The organism is Leisingera aquimarina DSM 24565, assembly GCF_000473165.1.
Classification (GTDB): domain Bacteria; phylum Pseudomonadota; class Alphaproteobacteria; order Rhodobacterales; family Rhodobacteraceae; genus Leisingera; species Leisingera aquimarina.
This window is the reverse complement of record NZ_KI421504.1, coordinates 3,676,203-3,695,792: the sequence shown is the minus strand read 5'-3', so window position 1 is coordinate 3,695,792 and position 19,590 is coordinate 3,676,203. Positions and strand designations below refer to the sequence as shown.

Sequence of the window (19,590 nt, the reverse complement as noted above, 5' to 3'; positions counted from 1 at the left end):
ATCAGAAAATCTCCAGATCGCGGTCGACCATCACGGTGACGCGGGCACCTTGATCGACATAGATCACGGGTGAGACGGAAAGATATTCGCCAATCACGCTTTGCGCGCTGTCTCGCAGATCTTCGCCAATGCCCTCGAGGACATCCGAAGTAATCTCATCTTCGGTGTTTTGCGCGGCGACGGCGGGCAAGGCTCCGATCAGCGATATCAGGGCGGCAGAACCGAACCGCGTGCCAAAGCGGCTGTCGACGAAACCGGTCGTTCCGGAGCGGCCCAGTTCATCGCCTCCGAAGGCGCTGATTTCGACGGTCTGATTGCTGGGCAGAATGATCCGGTCCCAGGCGATCGTCACGCGTTGCTGCGCGATATCGAGACCAGATTGATACCGCCCGATCAGACGCGCGCCGCGGGGGATCAGGATCCGCGAGCCGTCATAGGCGTGGACATCTTCAGACACCATCGCGCGGACCTGACCGGCGAGCGAGCTGTCGATCGCTGTCTCGAGCACGGCCTGGATCATCGTGCCCTGAACAACCGTGTTTGACGGGTTCACGATCAGCTGGGCCTGCGTCACCTCAGCGGGTTCAGCGCCGTTGCGAACAAAGTCTGTATCGCCATCAAGTCGACGCTGCTCGGCGGCGGTATCATTGTTGCCGCTTCCAGTGCCGCCAAAAGCGATAATTGGGCTGGCAATACGCGCTTGCAGTTCCTCAAGCTCGGCTTGCCGCCGCCGCTCGAGCTCTTGCATACGCAGTTCCTCGGCCGTGGGGCCGGTTGGTGCGGGCGTGCCCGGGGTTTCCAGGCGCGCAAGCTCCAAATCATTTTGAAGTCGCTGGATTTGCCGTGCGCGCTCTTCCAACTCTTCGCGCAAGGCGGCTTGCGTAGCAGCGGCCTCACTGCGCAGGGCATCGATCTCTGCACCCAAGGTCTCCAATGCTTCAGTGTTGACGGCTGGGACTTCAGGTGCGGATGCGTTGCGCAGGGCTTCGAGCTCGGTGCGCATAGCGTCCATTTGCGCGCGTAGCTCTTCCGTTTCGCTATCTGGTTCCGGCTCCGGCGGCGGAGTTGTGTCAATCGGTGCAGGCGTGGGCTCGAGCGCACCAAAGCCCGGTCCCGCTGCTTGGAATTCATCCGGGGAGGCGGTTTCCAGGCTGTCGGGTTCAGAACCGCCAGAGAACAATAGCAAGAGGCTGCCTAGAGCGGCGATTGCCCCAATGCCTAGGGCAATAGTGACAACGGACGGTCGCGATTTTCGGTTTTGTGGTTTGCCTTCAGCCGCTTCGAGGCGTTTCTTAAGCTCAGCTGTTTCACTCATTGTGGTTTGCCTCGCTCATCTCTTGGACGCAGATTTCGTCATCACCAAGCCTGAGAACCCATCGAGTGCTGACACCCGATACGCGGATCACGCCGTCTGGCCGGGCTAGAGCATTGACACTGCGCTCATTGCCACCGGACCAGCGAAAGATCGCGGGCAGCGGCGCGTTTGCGGCAAAGCGGAAATAGGTGAAGGTGCCGTCATCCCAGATTTCGCGTGGGGTGATCTCTGATCGAGCGCTGACGCCGTAGGCATGGTTTGCAGGTTGGCTTGCGGCCACTCGAGACTGCTGAGGGACAGCTTCAGGATAGGTGAAGCGAATAACGTAGAAGGTCGGCGAACTCGCCTCGGTCACGTTGAAATAATAGCTTCGCCGGTTGGTATAGACGGTGATGTTGGTATGCGCGCCGCCCGTGACGGGCTTGATGGCAAAGGCTTGGCTGCCGGGCACGCCGTCCAGAAGGAATCCTTCGGTGTCACCTGCAATGATCGAGCGGATGGTCTCGCCCTGGCCGAATTCAATGCTGGTCACATGGGTCAGGCTGGTGCGGATGCGATAGACCTGCCCATCCTGATAGGTGGCCAGCCGGACACGGGCATCATAGGGGCCTTGGCGCGGCTGCGTTTCTGCATAGGCGATGCCAGCAAGCGGAACGAGGAAAGTGAGGATCAGGAACAGGCGGCGCATTGGTTACTCCAGACGATCCGAGCGGATCGCGTATTCGGTGACGGTGAAGCCGAAAGGGTTCTGCCAGACGTCGTCGATCGACCGGCTGTTCTCGGGCCGAAACTCAAACATCAGGGTTGCGGTGAAGAGCCCGTTTTGACTGCCGCGCGGTGAGTTGAGCCGCTTGCGAAGACGCACCTGGGCACGGTTGGCGCTGATATGGGTGATCGATAGAACCTCGACATCAAGCCGCGCATCTGTGCCGTAGCTGTCCGGCGGATAGGCCTCATGTCCGCTGGTCCACAATGCGCGCAGTCCTGCGGCGGCCGCTCCGTCCGACTGGTCCAGGACCCGCCGCACACGCACATCATTGTTGAGCTGATTGTATGTCTCTCGATCAATGACATAACGGTAGACCTGTGCCTCAATGATAGCGGGGCGTTCCGTGAGTGAGACCGCTTCAACCACGGCATTGGGGAGGGCCATGCCGGTTTCGCTATCAAAGGGCACGATCATGGGCGGCGGGTCCACGTCGAACAAGGCAACAAGAGCAGCGGAGAGGCAACCTGCCATGCCAAACGCCAGGCCTGTCAGCCCCAGTTTCTGCCACATGAGCTCGCGTCGTCGTGCGCCGTAGACGAGCTCCTCTTCGATGATTTCGGCCTCGCTGTTCATGGGATCAGTCCGCGCGCAGGTCTGGCAGTGTGAAGTCCATGTAGCGGCGCTCTTCTGCCAGCGTGGCGGCATCCACCACGCCGGATTGACCTGCGCCGACAGTCTGAATGGCTTCAAGCTCCCACATGCGCGTCATGGCGATGGCCAGCTCGGCCGTGACGCGGGTGTTGTGATCGACAGCTTCCTTGAGCGTTTCCATGTCTGGGATCAGCGAAACAAGCTGCTCGACCCGCACAAGAGATTGCGCGGCCTCGTCGTAGCTGTTCTCGGCCGCCGCTGACATGACGGCTCCGGTGCCTGCTTGGCTGGCAATTCGCTCAGCCCCCGGATTGCCGCTGCTGGCCATGTCGGACAGGCTGTCTTGGTCAAAGCCTGCATCCTCCAAGGCTTGCGTCATTCGACCTTCCATCTGAGGGGCCGCGTTGCCGATGAGGCCGCTGAAGTCGCCGCTTTGGATTTGCCGGATGGTGCCAAGGAGATCGCCGAACTCCTGATCGAGTAGCCCGTCGAGATCGCCGCCCATGGCCATCTCGATGATGTCCGTCGCACCGGTCAGGGCTGCGTAAGTCTCGTTGAGAGTGTCGAGTTGCTGCTGCACGAGGTCGAGCTGTTCGAGAAGCGTGTCGAGCTGATCGGTCTGTATCCCGAAATCATCAAGCATCTGCTGCAGCTGACGAATTTCCTGCGCGATGTTGCGTGTGTCGACCGTGGGAACGCCTTGGGCAGACAGGGGTGAGGCAACCAGCAACGCGCAAGTGGCTACGGTGGAAAAAAAGCGGATCATTGGAGTGCCTCCAGATCAAATTGCATGAAGTCTTGTTCGCGCGCTTGCGCGGCGGCCATGGCCAGCTCGGTCGCGCTGAGCGGGCGGGTGTGGGCGGCTTTGAGGCGCGTGCGGATGGCGATCAAGCGGGCGAGTTCGGCCCGCGCGTAGGTGTCGAGCGACATGGCCGCGTGAATGTCATCTGTCTCGCCAATGCGGCTGATGATGTCCTGCACGCGCAGCGCGGCCGCTTGCACCGACACCAAGGAGTAATCGCCATAGATCCCTGCGCCGAACGAGGTCAGGCTCATGGTAGAATTGGCGAGCAGAACCGGATCGATGGTGCCAAGCGCATCAACGCCGCCGACGCGGGCAAGGTAGAGATTGTAGCGCTCGGGGATCACCTGAACGTAGTGTTGTGTTTCGGCAAAGGGCGGCACGCCGCCGTAGCGCTGCACATTGCCGGGACCGGCATTGTAGGCCGCGAGCCCGTGAATGATGTTGCCATCAAACATTGCCAGCATCTGCGCCAGATAACGCGCGCCGCCCGTGACCTGGATATAGGGGTTTTCATAATAGGCCGGATAAATCCCAAGATCCTGCGCCGTGCCGGGCATGATCTGGGTCAGGCCGAACGCGCCGACGGGGGAGCGCGCGCCGATGGTGAAGCGGCTTTCTTGCCAGACCAGCGCCTGCAAAAGACAGCGCCATTGCCTGGGTGACAGGCCCGCCGCGCGCACGCCGGGCATATGGTGCGTTTCTTGCGCGGCACGAATGATCAGCTCTTCGATCGAGACGGATGCATCGCCGAACATCTGGGCTGCGCCGGGGTTTGGGTCGACCGAACCATAGAGCGTATCTGCGGCGCTTTCAGGTGATGAACCAGCTTCCAGGCTTGCGACCAGTGCGCCTGAGTTCCCGCTGGCAAGCGTCGAGGCATCGAGAATATCTTCTAGCGCTTGGAGTTGTTCTTGTTCGAGCTCTTCAAGCTCTTCTTCTTTGGACAGCCGGTCCCGTTGCAGCGCCAGATCATGCTCGCCCTGCTGCAACACGCCCTCGCGCTGCAAGAACATGCCCGCATCAAAGGTCGGCACGCCTTGGGCGAAGGCCATTGGCGCGTTGAGCCACACCAGACCCGCAAGGATATGCGGGCGGAGGCTATTCATGCAGCGAACCAATCGGCCCGAGCAGCTCGAAATTGCAATTACTGCCGCTGACCTCAGCAAAAGAGTTGAAGCATTCGGCTTCAGACGGCCGGTATTCCGCGCAGGCTGTCAGGGTCAAAAGGGTGAGGGTCAGCACACAAATGCTACGCATCAATCTGTCTCCAAAATTCGGGGTTCTGGCGGTAATCCGCGCCGACCAGCGCCTCGCCTTTTTCCATGCCGCCAAGGATCGTGAGGTAGGGGCCAAGGGCGCTGAGATCGGCGTCGATCACCACCGAACCTTGATCATCGCGCACCAGCGCCAGACGGGAATTGCTGCCTGTGCCGAGCAGGACGCTGAGCTCTTTCTCAGAAAGGCCCAGCATGGTGTAATCACTGGCCGAGGCCCGAATGTTGGGAAGCAAAAGCTGCGTCGGCACAGCCTCGACAATCGTTTTGCCGGTGCGAGTTTTCTCGAGTTGGCTTGCGTATTGGGTCATCATCACGACGACAGCGTTCTGCTTGCGCGCAGTCACGAGCCAATTGCTCAGCCGGTCTGCGAAATATGGGTTGTCGAGCGCCTTCCAGGCCTCATCGATGATGATCAGCGTCGGTTTGCGATCCTCGATCACGCGCTCCACCCGCCGAAACAAATAGGACAGGACGGCCATGCGTTCCTTCTCGCTTTCGCTGTCGAGAATGCCGGTCAGGTCGAACCCGACCACGTCACCATCGAGGGAGAAGGAATCCTCCGCGCTTTGCCCGAAGATCCAGCCGTAGCGGCCATCCGCCGTCCACTCCTGAATCCGTTCGAATAGATCGCCTTCGTCCGCCCCGGCCACAAAGAGTGAGGCCAGATCCTGCCAGTTGCGAAGCGCGGCATCGCTCGCCCCGGAGTTCTGGCGCACCACTTCTTGGATGCGGTTAATCTGAACAGGGCTCAGGGGCTTGTCGGCGCGATGTAAGAGCGTCGCCAACCAATCCGACAACCAGGTTTGCCCGCGCCCGTCGATTTCTGTGCGCAGTGGGTTGAGACCGGTTGCTTCACCTGCCTTGATGGCGCTGTAGCGCCCGCCATTGGCCCGCACGGCCATTTCCATGCCTGCGCGATAATCGAAGACAAAGACGCGCGCGTCGCAGCGACGGGCTTGGGTCATGAGGAAGGCCGACAGCACTGACTTGCCTGAGCCAGGACGACCGAGGATCAAGGTATGCCCACCGGTCGGTTCTTTGTCCGGCTGACCTGTCTCATGATAGTTGAACAGGAAGCCTGAGCGTTCAGGCGTCGGGAAAAGGGTAATCGGTTTGCCCCAAGGCACTCTTTCGCCGAGCTTGCCCAGTTGACCGCGATGCAGCGCTGCGAGATCGGCAAAGTTCGTGTTGGTGATGGCGGCCTTGCGGCTGCGCATCTGTCCATTGCCCGGATGCTGCGCAAAATAATGGGTGCGCGCGGCAAAGCTCTCATTCACCAGATTAACGCCTTCACTGGCCGCGATGTTGCGCACCTCGGCGGCGATGGTTTCTAGCTTTTCTTCGGTCTCGGCGAAAACCGTAACCGTCATGTGATGATCGCCAAAGCTGAGGCGCTTCGACTCCAGATCGTCCAGTGCGTCGACCAGTTCTTCAGCAAGAGAAATCGCGCCATCATCACTGGCCTTCATCAAGCGCTGTTGCCGTTTGATCCGGCTGGCCATGATGTTGCTGTTGATCGGCGTGAAGGAATGCGTGACGACCATGTCGACGGGCAGGTTCAGCTCATCGAACATGGTGCAGCTAGTTTTGGCCGGATAGGTCTTGATGGCAAAGCTGGTGCCAAACCGCTTGCCCGCCGTTCCGCCGTCTAGCGTGAAGCTCCGCCCCTGAAACCTGACGCGGGTGTTGGCCACATCTTCGGCAATGACGCCAAATCGCGATTTTGCGAAAAGCGGCCGTTCCTGACCAATGTTGAGCGCCCCGAGGAAACCAAGCAGTTCGCCGCTTTCGGCTCCAAGAAGGCGCGGGTTCATCTCTGCAAAAGACGACAGTAGGAAACCGACGACCTCCTCGAGCTTGCGCAGCTGTTTGGCCGTCTGGTCTTTCAGCTGTGCGATTGAGTCCGAGCGCTTCAGTCGCAGCCGCGCGCCGAGGGGCGGACGTTTCAGCACTGTGAGCGTAAGCGTCTTGTCCCGCAGACCCGCCCGCGCCATGGCCAGCTGCCAGCGGGTATCCAGCGCTCGCGCAAACCCTTCCTCGCGAACCGGTGGCAAGGCCGTCTCGATCGCTTTTGAAACCTTGTGCACGTAAAAACTGTAGTCAGGCCCGATCTGCGCGATGATCGCCGCGAAGAGCGCGCGGATCTTCTCCAGATGCGCGTCATCGCTTGTCATGCTGTTAACGCCATCAAGGCGGATGCACTGGAACAGTGCGTTGCCGCGTGTGCGGATCGTCACGTCATTCACGAGGCTGACATAGGGCAGCATGCTGGCCATTGGACGCTCTTTGCGCGCCCAGTCTGGCAATATGGCAAGATCATCGGAAGAATCACGCAGCATAGCTGTCCCCCGAATGGATCTTGCGATTTGGCGTCGGGGGCGTTTCCTGCAGCGCGGTGACCATCACCTCAAGAAAGGCCGGGTCCCAGTCAGCGGCTTTCCACAGCGCGGGATAGGCCAGAGCGGCGATGATGATCACCGGCCAGCTCTGGACCCACAGAAACAGCAACACAAACCCGAAGAGCCAAACCATGGCATACATGATCGGCAAGCCGATGAGCTTTGGCGGCCGGATCAGGCCCAGGAAGAGGCGGGTTTGCGTTGCCATTTCAGATTTACGCGCCCCAGATGGCGGTCACGATGGTCGGCGCAGCTGCGATGCCCGCAATGGCCACCAGCACCCAAAGAGCCTGGCGGAAATCCAGAATGCCGAAGAGCCAGGAGAGGAACACACCGATCAGGGCCAAGGTGCCGATGACTATGCCCAAGGGGCCGGTAATCGTGTCGACGATGCCCTGCAAAAGGTTCTGCACCGGCGAAAGGTCAATGCTCTGCGCAAAGGCCGGGTTGGCAATCATCAAGCTGGCCAGAGCCAGCAACAGGATCGTGCGGAATTGAATGTGCATCAGGAGGCTCCAGTCAGTCGATCACGCACGGCCATGACGCGGCGCACGTGATTTTGGGTTTCTCGGTAAGGAGGTATGCCGCCATAGCGCGCGACCGCGTCAGGCCCCGCGTTGTAGGCAGCGAGCGCGAGTTCGGGCGTGCCGAACTGCGCCAGCATCATCAGAAGGTAGCGGGCTGAGCCATCGAGGTTGGCCTGCCAGTCATGCGGATCAACGCCGAGCTGCACGGCCGTAGCTGGCATTAGTTGTCCGAGGCCGATCGCGCCTGCCGAGCTGCGCGCAGTCGGTCGATAGGCGCTTTCGATCTCGATATTGGCTTGGAAGAGCGCCTGCCACTCCGTCACCGACAGACCGGCGCGGCGCAACGCAGGGTGTCCGCCGTATCGATGCGCGGTGCTTTCAACGGCTGCCAGGATCTCGGGGCGGGGAACTGCGCGGGCGGGTGAAGGAGTGGGAGCTTCAGGTTCCGGCGCTGCGAATACGATCAGCTCTGGTGGGTTTGCGCCAATTCCATCGACGTAGCTTTGTGCAAAACCGGATTGGGGAGCTTTGGTTTCCAGTTGGCCATCGGCCCGCATGGAAAGCACGAAGCCTTCAGAATAGGCGGGCGCAGCAAGGAATGCCGCGAGGGTGGCAAGTGTCTTAGCCTGCGTCTTCCAATTTGTGCGAGGCGATCTTGCCTTCGAGCATGGGGATCGAGACGATCGAAACGCCAAGGCCAGCCAGGAAGCTGGATAAGCCGTTGATTGTCTTGAATTCTCGGGCAGCCATGTTGTTGCGTGCAGTGACGAGCAGGCGACGCGTCTCGCCATCTGGCGAGACGCAATGCACGGTCCAAACTCCGGACCACTGAGCACCTGTACGTTTGGGCGTAACCCGGCACACAACATCCGCCGAATGACCCTCGGCAAGCAGCGTGCGCAGCCCGTCTTCACTGACAACATTGGGGGCGTCTTGCATCAAATTCATAGGATCGAGCCTTGCAGAATTGTGCATTGGCCCGGCAGTCCCTCATGGACTACCCAACCGATACAATATTATAATCTTGCAATCAATAGGTGCAATTTGCGATATTGCGCCCTTCATGCGTTGAAACAAATTTACTGCAACGGAGTGGCTGAGCCAAGATAATATGGCGATTTTGAAACGAACATGGGCGGTTATGGTCGTTGTGAGCTGGGGATCTGCCGCGATTGCGGGCACTTGTGTGCCGCCTACGCCGCCTTGGATGCCAACCAATGCCGACGACGTGCGGGCCTATGCTGACCTGTTGAGGCACGATGCGGAGACGTATTTTACCGATGTCGAGCGCTACTTCCGTTGCCTGGATCAGCAGCGGCGAGAGGTCTTCGAACAAGCGCGCGAGGTCAGTGGAGACTATGCGCGCGTTCTGGAGTTCCTGGACGACATGAGGAATTGAAATCAGCCCTCATGTAGAGAAAGCTGTCGTTCACTAAAGCGGCGAAGGTCGCGAACGCTGAGTTGCGAGCACTTTTCCGTAGATTGCAATTCGCCGTTTGCGTTGAAGCGTGTCTTAGGGAAATTCGCTACCGCTGGCCGGGTCCAGCTACCGCATTAAGCTCCTCAGATTATTCGCCAGCCATTCAGCAGCATTGTCCTCGTTGGCAAGCGCTTTCTCAGTGAACTCTTTCATCAGGATTACATAGTCTGGCTCACTATGTGTGGGCGGTCCAGTTCTCCCCTCCATCACCTCAATTAGGTGACCCGCACAGCAGTTCACCCGCGTTCGCACTTCCCAATCGTCTTCAGCTAGTGCGGTTGGCAAATGCGAAACGATCTTATCCTTTACCGCTTGAACTTTGTTAGCGTGCTCGCGAGCGAGGCTAGCTTCGGTTTCGCATTCTGCAATGTATGCTTTGACGTCGTTTGGCAAGGACGCCCACAAGCGAGGAATGAGTCTCTCGACTTCATCACTCGCGGTAGGGAAAATCCAGCCCACGGGGATTTCGTCGCGCAGCATCGACAAAGCCAGGAGCGTGACGTAGCCACGGTCTTCAGCTGCGATCTCGCAATGATCCTCAGCTTTGATTTTTAAGACATCGGCCACCACCTGATGAAGCGGAAGCTCAACGTTTTCGGTGAGAAACGAGCGTTCATAGAAGTCTAAAACGGCTTCTGCAGCCTCGGAAATATCGTAGCCACGCATGTCGAGTTCGTCTTCGTCGTCTCGCGGCAATGGTTCGCTAGCGTAGGGAAGCTTTTCAAGAAATTGCTCCGGGTCAAGCTCTTTCCACCCCTGCGTTGGGTCTACATGAGATATCCCGCTCCAAAATAGGTCGGTTCGAGCTTTCGAAAATTTAAGCCGACCAGATTGAAAGCCATTGAAAATCGCCGGATCCAAAAGTTCTTTAGACGGCAAATCGCCACTGAAATGCATTGCAAGAACAAGAGAGAAGTTTTCAGCATCTTTTCGTTTCTCAAAATAGACGCCTGCGTCACCGAGAACAATTCTACTTAAGCCGGTGAGGCCCTTACCAAGAAGGCTTCCTCGTCTAATTATCCGATAGCCTGAAGCTGTGTCACCTTCGACTTCAATACTGCCTTGCGGATGGGAGCCGGTCTCATCCCAGATGTTCAGCCAGACATTTCCAGACTTTTCTTCGTGGCTTTGGTATTTATTTTTATGCACGTCAGCACCTCCCACCTAGTCGCGACGCTACTCGTAACAAAGCAACAAGTTCAAGGTTGGCAATTCTGCGGATAGCCGCGATGCTTCGGGCTCTAGGATCGCCACTTGGGATACTGTGCAAATAACTCCGGCCTCTATCCTCGTTTTACGCCTATGTCCGGTTCAAGGGGGGGATCTGAGCAGTGTGGTGTCATGGGATTGCTGTCATCGTATAATGCAGCCTGAGTTTCACCGTTGTCCCACTGGTACAATAGGCCGATTTCTTCACCTGTTTTGATGCATGAAATACGGCCGATGGCTTCGGCCGTCGTGCGAACACTCTCAAGTTCGGGCAAAACTAGCCCCTCTCGTTAAACAATTCCTTTGGGGCAACATCGAGGGCAAGCGCAATCTGCTCCAGAATATCGATTGATGCTGAATTCTTGGCGAGTTCGATCTCGCTGATGTAGCTGCGGTCCACGTCCGCAGCCAAAGCTAGTTGTTCTTGGCTCATACCTTTGGAATTTCTTAGATTCCGGATGTTTAGCCCTACTTGTTCCCTCAATTTCATGGCCTGTATTCGGCCAGATCATAGGAACCGCTCTACGGAATATATTCCACAAAACGCACGCGAACATCACAAACGCAATGCTCGCATATGGTGTGAAGGTCGGGATTGGAGGTAGTGTATCAATAATGCAATAATGTAATCAAAAGGCATTGATTGATATGCGGTACAAACTTATCAGGAATTGGACTGCCGGAGTTGCTTTGGCTCTGCTTTCAACCGTGGCTCCACAAGCGGCAAAGGCCTATCAGGTTGACTGCGCCATTCTGCTTTGCTTGGCTGGTGGGTGGCCCGCGTCCGCAGAATGTGCCCATGCCCGCGCCGTGTTTATCCGTCGGATCACGCCCTGGCCGATTGAGCCGCCGTTGCAAATCTGGCGTTGCCCGATGGGTGTTTCTGAACGTGCGCCCCTGCAAAGCAGAGCCCCTAAAATCTGGGAGGCCAGCAACCAAATCGGCCAGACACTTGGCGAAGTCATTCTGGCACAGGTGGTCGAAGGCGGTGCCGATATCGACATCAGTAGCTTGGAATTCGATTTCGTGCGCTCGATCCGTGTCTGGGATGTTCGGCACTACAGCCATCGCGAACGTGGTCGCGACGATGATTGTTCTGAGAGCTACAATATGCGCCTCGGGACCTATGGCACGCAGGGCGAATTCGGTTGGCAGCGCACGACACCAGCTGCTGCCCCGCAATGGGTTCTGCCGTCACGGCGCTGTTCGTCATCAAATTGGCGGCGTGGCGTCGGCGTCGAATGGGAAGATCACGAAGGCAACCACGGATATGAGTGGGTGGCCTACTAATGCCTAGTACCCCTTTTTCCGTTCCCGTTTTGCCGTTTGGTGACTTGTGCTGTTGTTCGACAACGAGGGAAGGAAGAGCACCCAAGGAACGGTTTGTCGTCTGGCCCCATTCGGAGAACCATGGTGCCTTGACTGCATGTTGGGCATTTCGCCCCTTCAGCTATGGGGTCATTTAGTCGAATGGATTTCACCGCAGAAGCGCTGCCTCTACCAACCGAAAGTAGTCGCTTGGTATAATCACATTCTGGATGCGCGCTGCACGCTTCAAACGGTCCAAATCGCCCGTTCTTTTGGCTGAGTGTGCCAGCCCCGCATTTTGGGCAGACCTTCAACGTAGCCTTTTCGCTTTTGATCTCGGTGTGGCCGTCTTTGGCGAGCTCGACAACAAAACGCGAAGGCTTGTCCTGCAATGTATAGATACGCGTTTGTCGGCGTGCGCGTGTCAGGGCAACATAGAAAAGGCGGCGCTCCTCAGCCAGTGGGAAGTCATCGGGCTCTGGCATCGCGAGCTGCAATGCAGGGTCGTCAACGATTTGGCTTGGAAAGCCCATCAAGCCTTCGGCGACATTGAGAAGCATCACATAGTCAGCCTCGAGGCCTTTTGCGGCATGGGCAGTAGAATAACTGAGCTCAAGTTGATCGCCATAGGCGCGCTTCCAACTGTTGAAGCTGGCGGGCTTATCCTTGTGATAACGGCCCAAGAGCATGATGGTGATTTTGTTGCCGTTGGGAACGTCAAGCTGGCCATTTTTGGCGGCACAATGCAGCTGCCTAAGATCTTTCTCGATGCGCTCAAGAGCACCACTCATCGTCTCAGCTGCAAATGTGTGAAGTCCGGCTCTTTCATAAGTGTTGGTGGTTTCAACGGACTTTTTTATTTGGATCGGGTTCTTCTGGATGAAGTCGCTCGATGCTTCGCACAAAACCTGAGGGCATCGGAACGTTTTGCTTAGTGTGAGCTGTGTGGCGTTCGGGAATGTTCGGTCGAAACCGGTCATGACAGAAATATCGGCACCAGCGAAACGATTGATCCCTTGCCAGTCGTCGCCAACAACGCACAAGCTTGCGGAAGTCCCTGCGCTTCCTATGAGGGCTTTGAGTAAACGCAACTTCGCCTGAGAAACATCCTGAAACTCGTCCGCAAGAACCATGTTGAAGGGGCTTTGATATGTTCCCTCTTTCAGGTGCTTGATCGCATCGAGCAACATGTCATCGAAATCGATGCAGTTTTCGACAGCAAGACGCTGCTGCCATTCCTCGGCGACTCTTTCGTAGAGTTTAACGAAGCGCGTTAGCCGGTCGCGGTGGCCACGCTCATGATCAGCAATCTTCTGGTGCAAGTCCCTCGGGCTCAGTCCATTGCTTTTGACATGCTGCTGGAAAGCACGGATCGTCGAGGCTAGTTGCTTGGTTGGAATTGGCTCTTGGCCGGTGGATTTGCGGTTTTCGTCGAACTCTAGAACCTCGCCGTGTTTCTCTAGTTCGGATTTCAGCCGATCTAGGTCGTTACCGTGTCGCAAGCCATGCGAGGTGGTTTCGAATAGCTGGGTTCCTTTTTCGTCGTGTAGCTCCCTTTTCCAGAGGACACCCGAAACATAGTCGCCGGAAAAATGGGCCGGTGCCTTGCCATCCGCGTCTAGCGCAAAATGCTCGTGGTAGAGGTGCAAGCGGGGGTAATAGAAGTCAGGATGGTATTGGGAGTGCTCTTCTGTGGCAGTGTCGTGTTCGTATGCTCGTTCATACTCATACGGCACGCCGTGGTAGAAGAGAAAATCGCAGATCATGCGCTCTTCTTGGCTCTTAACCAGTTTCCCGTCTGCGGTTGGAATGCTGCCTTTACCTATCACATCGCTTTGCGGTTGTTTGAGGTTGTCCCACTCATCGATGCCGCGACCGTAGACCGTTCTGAACAGGTCCCAGTCAAGCCGGAAGCGGGGATCGCGTTGGCGAATATCTTCCACGATGTCTGAGATGGCTTGAACGTCTTTGCCTGGCCCAACCCAGTCAGCCAACCTTGGCTTTCGCCCGGTGCTCTTTCCGATTACCTCAAGGCCGAAAGCATTGAATGTTTTTACATTAATGCGTTGAACATTGGGAAAATCACTAAGGCGCTCTTTGATGCGAGCTTCCAGTTCGTCCTTTACGGATCGGTTGAACGCAAGAATCAAAATCTCCTCAGGGGGGACCAGGCCTTCCTTTAGCGCATACCCAACACGTGCAACGATCGTTGATGTTTTCCCTGATCCTGCAGCGGCAACGATTTGGAGCGCGTTGTCCATGCAGATGCAGCAGTCCATTTGCTCATCGGTGAGAGGATTTCGCTCGACTGACGAAAAAAATTCGCTCAATCGCTCTTTCTGTTTTTTGCCAAAAACGGCGTTGGCCGCATCGAACTCCCTTGCAAGAGCCTTCTGAAAATGTGGATGCTGCGAAGTGGGTTCAGCTTCTTCGCTCCCGTTCTTAAATGGTGGAAAGCGTAGGACAATGTTCTCGGCTGCACCTTTGGGGATCCATCTATCTGGGTCAACTGCGCCTTCCCACTTTGCTCGCCAAGCGGAGTATTCAGAGTCTTTGGCTATTGAAAGCGTTGGCTCCACTAGCTTTAAGCTAGTGCGTGCCAATTTGGGGCCGGGGTCTTTCGACTGCCCTTTGCCACCAAATAACAAGCCGCCGAGTACGGCCGTTCCAATAATCCACTCAATCAATTCGAGCTCTTTCCTGCGTGCTTAGCCGCGCTCGTTCTTCGCATCGCCGCGCTCTATAGCGACCATCCGCGTTACTATCTCGTTGGCGATTGTTTCGTAGAGCGCCGCCTGGCGCTCCCTCGCTGAACCAGGTTTGGGCGTTCTGCGTCGTATTCTTTTGGCAAGCCAATAAAGAAGCCTTGCAGCAGGATCGGTGACGTTTTCCGGCACAGGAGCCGGATAGTTTTCTTCGAGGAGGGCAACGACCTCAGCATTCATACTGCGGTGGTTGGCCTCAGCCGCGAGGCGTATCCGATCGCGAAGACCGTCGGGCAGCCGTACAATGAATTTATCCTGATTTTGAGAGCTTTGTTCTGGCATGACGGCACTGTGCCATAAAAAGCAATTGACGCAATAGTGGCTAAGTGCCACTAACAGGTTGTGGTTTCAACCTGGAGGCGTTTCATGAAAAGTCGTAAACCAATGCAACTTCGGCTTCCGCAAGAGCTCAAAGAGTGGATCAAGGCGGAGTCAGATCGCAATGGAAACTCCCAAAATTCAGAAGTGATCCGCGCCATTCGCGCGGCGAAAGACAGGAGGTCCACACTCGGATCAGTTGGAAATATCAATATGGATCAGGGTGATAGTGCGCGTTGTTAACGATTAAGAGAGGTGTCGATCATATGACCAAAGCAAGTGTACAGACAAAGGCGAGACAGGCAGCCTCCGCCTTCATCCGCGAGGCGCGGGAGGCAGGTTGGCAGCGGGCAAAATTTGAGATCAAGCCTGATGGCAGTGTCATCGTCGATGCCAACATGGTCGCGCCAGAGGCGGCAGACGACTTTCTCAACAGTGACCTGAGAATGGGCGAATGACTCGTAAAAGCTTGCCCAAATACGTCTACAATGACCGGGGGTATCTCCGGTTCATCCGGCGTTCGCGCGGTATCTCGGTCATGATGCACGAGGAAGCGGGCACCCCGGAATTTTGGGATCACTACAATCGCCTGCTGAAGGGAAAACCAGCGCCTGCGCCGGTGAAACGCAATTTTGAGGCGTTGATTCTCAGCTACTACGAAAGCGACGCCTACAAGAAGCTGAAGCCCCGGACGAGATCCGACTATCGGCGGTATATCAGCCACATTCGCGAGATCTGGGCCGACAAAGACCCGGCTAGGATCGAAACCCATCACATTTATGAATTGCACAGGGCCAATGCGGATCATTGGCGGCAAGCCAATTATCTCGTCCAAGTCATGGTCGTCCTGATGAATCACGCCCGGTTGATCGGCTTCATCAAGAAAGAGCACGGCAATCCGGCGAAGGGCATTCCGCTCTTCAAGCAGCAGAGCGACGGCTGGGAGCCCTGGCCGGACGATGTTCGCGCAGAGTTTGAAGCGCTGGCTTCAAAGCGGGCACGGCTGGTCTATGAGCTTTGCGTTGGAACAGGCCAGCGCATTGGCGATGTCGTGAAGATGAAATGGGAGCACTTCTCCGATGAAGGTTTCGATTTCACGCAGGGAAAAACCGACAAGCCGCTGTGGATCCCGCTCACCGACCGCTTGAAAGCCCATCTCGACGGGCTCGCACGAACGGACGGCACCGTTGTGACCGACGCCAAGGGTCGACCAGTGAGCTACCGTATCGTTGCGGAGGAAATGCGCACCATCAAGAAGAAGATGAAGCACGAGAAGGCGAGCTACTACAAAACGCACGGGCTCAGGAAAAATGCGACGATCGAGCTGTATCTCGCTGGATGTGATGACGAGATGGTCAAGGCTGTTACCGGCCATTCAGGCGTCGAGATGCTGAAAAAGTATGGTGGGCCTATCCGGCAAAGGGAACTCGCGAAGCGGGCGCAAGAGGCAAGAAATCAAATGGAACGAAGCAAGACCGAAACGTGAAAGTTTCAAAGGTTGTTTCAAAAATGGCAGTGAAGGAGAGTAAGGATGACGCAAGTCATTGATTTTATTGGAGGCGAGTACCGGAATCGAACCGGTGTACACGGATTTGCAATCCGCTGCGTCACCACTCCGCCAACTCGCCATCCGTGGTGTAGAAAGTGATTAATCATATGCCCGCGGCCGGTGCAAGAGGCGTTTTGCCGCTGTCAGGGCCAAATTTTGCTTTTCTTTCCGGAAGGCTGGAATCTCACCCTCCTGCGCTTTGGTCAAGTGCTGCCACGCGGATGGCTTCGGCGATCAAGGCGGGAATACCGGGCAGCGCACCCGTGACGGGCAGTAAAATTCCTTGGAAACCGGCAGTCTCAAGCGCTTGGGGGATGTCTTGTTTCACATGGTCACCGGCTTGGGCAAAGAATGGCAGGCAAATGGAACGGGCGGGCAAGGGTGTTGCGGCTGCATCAACCCGGGGGGGCTGTTCCACATAGCCCGGCGAGAGTGCGCAGCCGGGCAGTAAAGGACGCAGGTGGGCTGCAAAATGCTCTGCGGCCTCTGCCGCCTTGGGGCCGCGGGCAGAGCCGTGCGCGGCAAGCAGAAGATGCGTTTCCGTTAGCGGCCAGCTTAGCTTTTCTGCGGTCTGTCGGATGGCCTGTGCCGCAAGGGCGGGAAGGGCAGCATCCAGACCAAAAGGCGGGGCCATGCGGTAGCTGCGGCCCTGCAGGCGGTCGGGCAGAACCTTGGCCGTGAACCATCCCTGCGACATAAAAAACGGGTAGATCACCGCGCCTTCGGAGATTTCCTGCTCCAGCCGTCCAGGCGTAGCGAGGGTGGCAGAGCGCACATCCCAATCCGGCAGAAGCGCCGCAACCTCTGCCGCAAGACCGGCCAGGGCTGCTTCTGCCGGAGCTGGGTCGGAAGGCTGGCCATGGGCCGTTATGACGGCGGTGCGTGTGGTCTTCGTCAAGGTGGAGGTCCGGATCGTTGAAGTTGCTGACGTTGGCAGGATTGTTACTATATTTGGGGGCCTTGCCGGGCATTCCGCAAGGCATGGAGAGGTTTTTTCTGCGGTCTGTTGAGAAACGAAACCAAGGTGGTTGACCTTCCCCTGTGCTTCACCTAAATCAGCAAACACTCTGAGCGGGTATGGTGAAATGGTATCATAAGAGCCTTCCAAGCTTAAGGTGCGGGTTCGATTCCCGCTACCCGCTCCAGATCTATCCTGGATAGCCATTCTGCTACCCCGTGACGCGGGATGTTCGTGCGATCATGTGCCTTTTCCAACGGCTCAACGCTTGACGCGCGGGGCCTGCAGGGCCATGAACCTTGGCGAATGCGCGGGGTTTCATACCCGCCAGCCCATAGTGCAGAAGGATCCGGAATGGCGCGGAGACAAGCGGCCCCGAATGCGGAACAGGAGCGCGAAGGCTCCCGGAAAATTGGCGTGCTGTCGGCGTTGTGGCCGTTCATGCGGCCATACCGGCTGCTGATGCTTGCCGCGACCTGCGCGCTGGTGATGACGGCCGGGCTGTCGCTGACGCTGCCTTTGGCGGTGCGCCGGGTGGTGGACAATTTCCGGATCTCGGATTCTGAATTGCTGAACCTCTATTTCGGTGCGGCGCTGGGGATTGCCGCACTGCTGGCGGCTGGCACCGGCGTGCGTTATGCGCTGGTGACCCGGCTGGGCGAGCGGGTGGTGGCCGATATCCGCAAGGCAGTGTTCGACCGGGTGATCGGGATGAGCCCTGAGTTTTACGAACGGGTCATGACCGGCGAGGTGCTGAGCCGGATCACCACAGACACCACGCTGATCCAGTCGGTGCTGGGATCCTCTGTTTCGATCGCGCTGCGCAACTTGCTGATTTTCCTCGGCGGCATGGTGCTGATGCTGCTGACTTCGGCCAAGCTGACGATGATGGTGCTGCTGATCGTGCCGGCTGTCATTGTCCCGATCCTGGTTCTGGGCCGCCGCTTGCGGGCGATCAGTAAGGAAAACCAGGACTGGATCGCCGCCTCCTCGGGCAATGCGGGCGAGGCGCTGGGGGCGGTGCAGACTGTGCAGGCCTTTACCCATGAGGCCGCCAGCCGCCTGAAATTCGGCGAGATGACCGAAACTGCATATTCCGTTTCCTGCCGCCGGATCCAGACCCGCGCCTATCTGACGGTGATCGTGATTTTCCTGGTGTTCTCCGGCATTGTCGGTGTGCTGTGGATGGGCGCCAATGATGTGCGCGCAGGTGTCATGTCCGAAGGCACGCTGATCCAGTTTGTGATCTATGCTGTGCTGGTGGCGGGCTCGGTTGCGGCGCTTTCGGAAATCTGGAGCGAACTGCAGCGCGCTGCCGGCGCAACCGAGCGTCTGGTGGAGCTTCTGAATGCGAAGGATACCGTGCTGGATCCGGTTGCCGCACAGGTGCTGCCAGCGCCAGTGAAAGGCGAGATCACGTTCGACAACGTGTCGTTCCGCTATCCGTCGCGCCCCGATGTCTCGGCGCTGGACGCGGTGTCCCTGGCAGTAAAGCCGGGCGAGACTGTTGCTTTTGTCGGACCTTCCGGGGCGGGCAAGACCACCATCATTCAGCTGCTGCAGCGGTTCTATGATCCAAACCAAGGCGCGGTGAAGCTGGACGGCGCAGCGCTGACGGCGCTGCAGCGGGATGAGTTCCGCCGCCACATCGCGCTAGTGCCGCAGGATCCGGTGATTTTTGCAGCTTCAGCGCGCGAAAACATCCGGTTCGGCCGGCCAGAGGCCACGGATGCCGAGGTCGAGGCGGCGGCCCAGGCTGCCGCCGCGCATGACTTCATCTCAAAACTGCCGGAAGGCTATGACAGCTTTGTCGGCGAGCGCGGAGTGATGCTGTCGGGCGGTCAGAAACAGCGGATTGCCATCGCCCGTGCCATTCTGCGCGACGCGCCGGTGCTGTTGCTGGACGAGGCGACCTCGGCACTGGATGCCGAAAGCGAGCGTCTGGTGCAGGCCGCGGTGGACGAGCTGAGCCAGGGCCGCACCACGCTGATTGTGGCGCATCGCTTGGCGACGGTGAAAAAGGCCGACCGGATTGTTGTAATGGATCAGGGCCGGATCGTGGCCACCGGCACCCATGATGAACTGGTGGCGCAAGGCGGACTGTACGCGCGTCTGGCCAAGCTGCAGTTCACCGAAGGGCTGGCGGCGGAGTAAGCGCCAAATCCAGCCGGACACACAGCACCCCGGACCGGTTCCGGGGTGTTTTTCGTTCTGGAAACTGCAAAGGCTTGGAAACTGGCGCCACGTCATGCCGCAAACTGCCTTGGCGTGACCCTGCACCGGCGCTTGCGCAATTGCGCGTTTGCAATAGTCTGGGGCG

At 57.7% G+C, this 19,590-nt stretch carries 21 protein-coding genes and 2 tRNA genes; 7 read left to right on the top strand and 16 right to left on the bottom strand.

From position 1 onward, the window contains the following. Position 1: 1 nt before the first annotated feature. From AQUI_RS0122535 to AQUI_RS28625, 10 genes are all read right to left on the bottom strand, one after another. Positions 2–1,315 carry a TraB/TrbI/VirB10 family type IV secretion system protein gene (locus AQUI_RS0122535; RefSeq protein ID WP_027259543.1) on the bottom strand — a complete coding sequence of 438 codons (1,314 nt, stop codon included), beginning with the start codon at positions 1,313–1,315 and terminating at the stop codon, positions 2–4. Next, positions 1,308–2,003 (bottom strand): TrbG/VirB9 family P-type conjugative transfer protein, encoded by a 696-nt coding sequence (locus tag AQUI_RS0122530; protein WP_027259542.1) that lies wholly within the window; start codon positions 2,001–2,003, stop codon positions 1,308–1,310. Before AQUI_RS0122530 ends, AQUI_RS0122535 begins: the two co-directional genes overlap by 8 nt. Positions 2,004–2,006: 3 nt before the next feature. Continuing rightward, positions 2,007–2,657, bottom strand: a complete 651-nt coding sequence (locus AQUI_RS0122525; protein WP_027259541.1) for a VirB8 family type IV secretion system protein — start codon at positions 2,655–2,657, stop codon at positions 2,007–2,009. Positions 2,658–2,661: 4 nt separating this feature from the next. Next, the gene (locus tag AQUI_RS0122520) at positions 2,662–3,441 is read right to left on the bottom strand and encodes a type IV secretion system protein (protein WP_027259540.1); all 780 of its coding nucleotides are present in this window, start codon (positions 3,439–3,441) and stop codon (positions 2,662–2,664) included. Continuing rightward, complete coding sequence (locus AQUI_RS0122515; RefSeq protein WP_027259539.1) at positions 3,438–4,586, bottom strand: lytic transglycosylase domain-containing protein; 1,149 nt, start codon at positions 4,584–4,586, stop codon at positions 3,438–3,440. The genes AQUI_RS0122520 and AQUI_RS0122515 overlap by 4 nt, the downstream gene beginning before the upstream one ends. Before the next feature lie 143 nt (positions 4,587–4,729). Beyond that, on the bottom strand, positions 4,730–7,096 hold the full coding sequence (locus tag AQUI_RS0122505) for a VirB4 family type IV secretion/conjugal transfer ATPase (protein WP_027259538.1): 2,367 nt from the start codon (positions 7,094–7,096) through the stop codon (positions 4,730–4,732). Continuing rightward, complete coding sequence (locus AQUI_RS0122500) at positions 7,086–7,364, bottom strand: VirB3 family type IV secretion system protein (protein ID WP_027259537.1); 279 nt, start codon at positions 7,362–7,364, stop codon at positions 7,086–7,088. Before AQUI_RS0122500 ends, AQUI_RS0122505 begins: the two co-directional genes overlap by 11 nt. Positions 7,365–7,371: 7 nt before the next feature. Then, a complete protein-coding gene (locus tag AQUI_RS0122495; protein ID WP_027259536.1) occupies positions 7,372–7,662 on the bottom strand; it encodes a TrbC/VirB2 family type IV secretion system protein in 291 nt (96 codons plus the stop codon). Then, entirely contained in the window at positions 7,662–8,240 is a 579-nt protein-coding gene (locus tag AQUI_RS0122490; protein WP_027259535.1) for a lytic transglycosylase domain-containing protein, read from the bottom strand. Before AQUI_RS0122490 ends, AQUI_RS0122495 begins: the two co-directional genes overlap by 1 nt. A 64-nt stretch (positions 8,241–8,304) precedes the next feature. Continuing rightward, entirely contained in the window at positions 8,305–8,631 is a 327-nt protein-coding gene (locus AQUI_RS28625) for a hypothetical protein (RefSeq protein ID WP_051371962.1), read from the bottom strand. A gap of 163 nt (positions 8,632–8,794) precedes the next feature. On the opposite strand from AQUI_RS28625, the gene AQUI_RS0122480 reads away from it, so the two are divergent. Then, positions 8,795–9,082, top strand: a complete 288-nt coding sequence (locus tag AQUI_RS0122480; protein ID WP_245596961.1) for a hypothetical protein — start codon at positions 8,795–8,797, stop codon at positions 9,080–9,082. Between the two features lie 147 nt (positions 9,083–9,229). Here the strand turns inward: AQUI_RS0122480 and AQUI_RS0122475 are convergent, their stop codons facing one another. Then, on the bottom strand, positions 9,230–10,312 hold the full coding sequence (locus AQUI_RS0122475) for a hypothetical protein (RefSeq protein ID WP_156916901.1): 1,083 nt from the start codon (positions 10,310–10,312) through the stop codon (positions 9,230–9,232). 337 nt (positions 10,313–10,649) lie between these two features. Continuing rightward, the gene (locus AQUI_RS0122470; RefSeq protein ID WP_035920163.1) at positions 10,650–10,862 is read right to left on the bottom strand and encodes a helix-turn-helix domain-containing protein; all 213 of its coding nucleotides are present in this window, start codon (positions 10,860–10,862) and stop codon (positions 10,650–10,652) included. Between the two features lie 158 nt (positions 10,863–11,020). Here AQUI_RS0122470 and AQUI_RS0122465 point away from each other — a divergent pair, with 158 nt between their 5' ends. Continuing rightward, positions 11,021–11,662: a hypothetical protein gene (locus tag AQUI_RS0122465; protein WP_027259530.1), complete on the top strand. Its 642-nt coding sequence runs from the start codon at positions 11,021–11,023 to the stop codon at positions 11,660–11,662. On the opposite strand, the gene AQUI_RS28620 is transcribed toward AQUI_RS0122465, so the two are convergent. Further along, positions 11,659–14,367: a UvrD-helicase domain-containing protein gene (locus tag AQUI_RS28620; RefSeq protein WP_051371961.1), complete on the bottom strand. Its 2,709-nt coding sequence runs from the start codon at positions 14,365–14,367 to the stop codon at positions 11,659–11,661. The genes AQUI_RS0122465 and AQUI_RS28620 overlap by 4 nt on opposite strands. 21 nt (positions 14,368–14,388) lie before the next feature. After that, positions 14,389–14,727, bottom strand: a complete 339-nt coding sequence (locus AQUI_RS28615) for an Arc family DNA-binding protein (protein ID WP_035920161.1) — start codon at positions 14,725–14,727, stop codon at positions 14,389–14,391. An 84-nt stretch (positions 14,728–14,811) separates the two neighbouring features. Here AQUI_RS28615 and AQUI_RS32560 point away from each other — a divergent pair, with 84 nt between their 5' ends. From AQUI_RS32560 to AQUI_RS0122445, 3 genes are read left to right on the top strand one after another with little or no spacing between them, the layout of a single operon-like run. After that, positions 14,812–15,006 carry an Arc family DNA-binding protein gene (locus tag AQUI_RS32560; RefSeq protein WP_082995993.1) on the top strand — a complete coding sequence of 65 codons (195 nt, stop codon included), beginning with the start codon at positions 14,812–14,814 and terminating at the stop codon, positions 15,004–15,006. Positions 15,007–15,029: 23 nt separating this feature from the next. Continuing rightward, on the top strand, positions 15,030–15,221 hold the full coding sequence (locus AQUI_RS0122450) for a hypothetical protein (RefSeq protein ID WP_027259529.1): 192 nt from the start codon (positions 15,030–15,032) through the stop codon (positions 15,219–15,221). After that, entirely contained in the window at positions 15,218–16,249 is a 1,032-nt protein-coding gene (locus AQUI_RS0122445; protein ID WP_027259528.1) for a site-specific integrase, read from the top strand. Before AQUI_RS0122450 ends, AQUI_RS0122445 begins: the two co-directional genes overlap by 4 nt. Before the next feature lie 68 nt (positions 16,250–16,317). Here AQUI_RS0122445 and AQUI_RS0122440 read toward each other — a convergent pair. Beyond that, positions 16,318–16,391, bottom strand: a tRNA-Cys gene (locus tag AQUI_RS0122440). A gap of 105 nt (positions 16,392–16,496) precedes the next feature. Continuing rightward, positions 16,497–17,210 carry a CbiX/SirB N-terminal domain-containing protein gene (locus AQUI_RS0122435; protein WP_027259527.1) on the bottom strand — a complete coding sequence of 238 codons (714 nt, stop codon included), beginning with the start codon at positions 17,208–17,210 and terminating at the stop codon, positions 16,497–16,499. A gap of 173 nt (positions 17,211–17,383) precedes the next feature. On the opposite strand from AQUI_RS0122435, the gene AQUI_RS0122430 reads away from it, so the two are divergent. After that, positions 17,384–17,457 (top strand) — tRNA-Gly (locus tag AQUI_RS0122430). Between the two features lie 167 nt (positions 17,458–17,624). Continuing rightward, a complete protein-coding gene (locus AQUI_RS0122425; protein WP_027259526.1) occupies positions 17,625–19,424 on the top strand; it encodes an ABC transporter transmembrane domain-containing protein in 1,800 nt (599 codons plus the stop codon). The last annotated feature ends 166 nt before the right edge of the window (positions 19,425–19,590 follow it).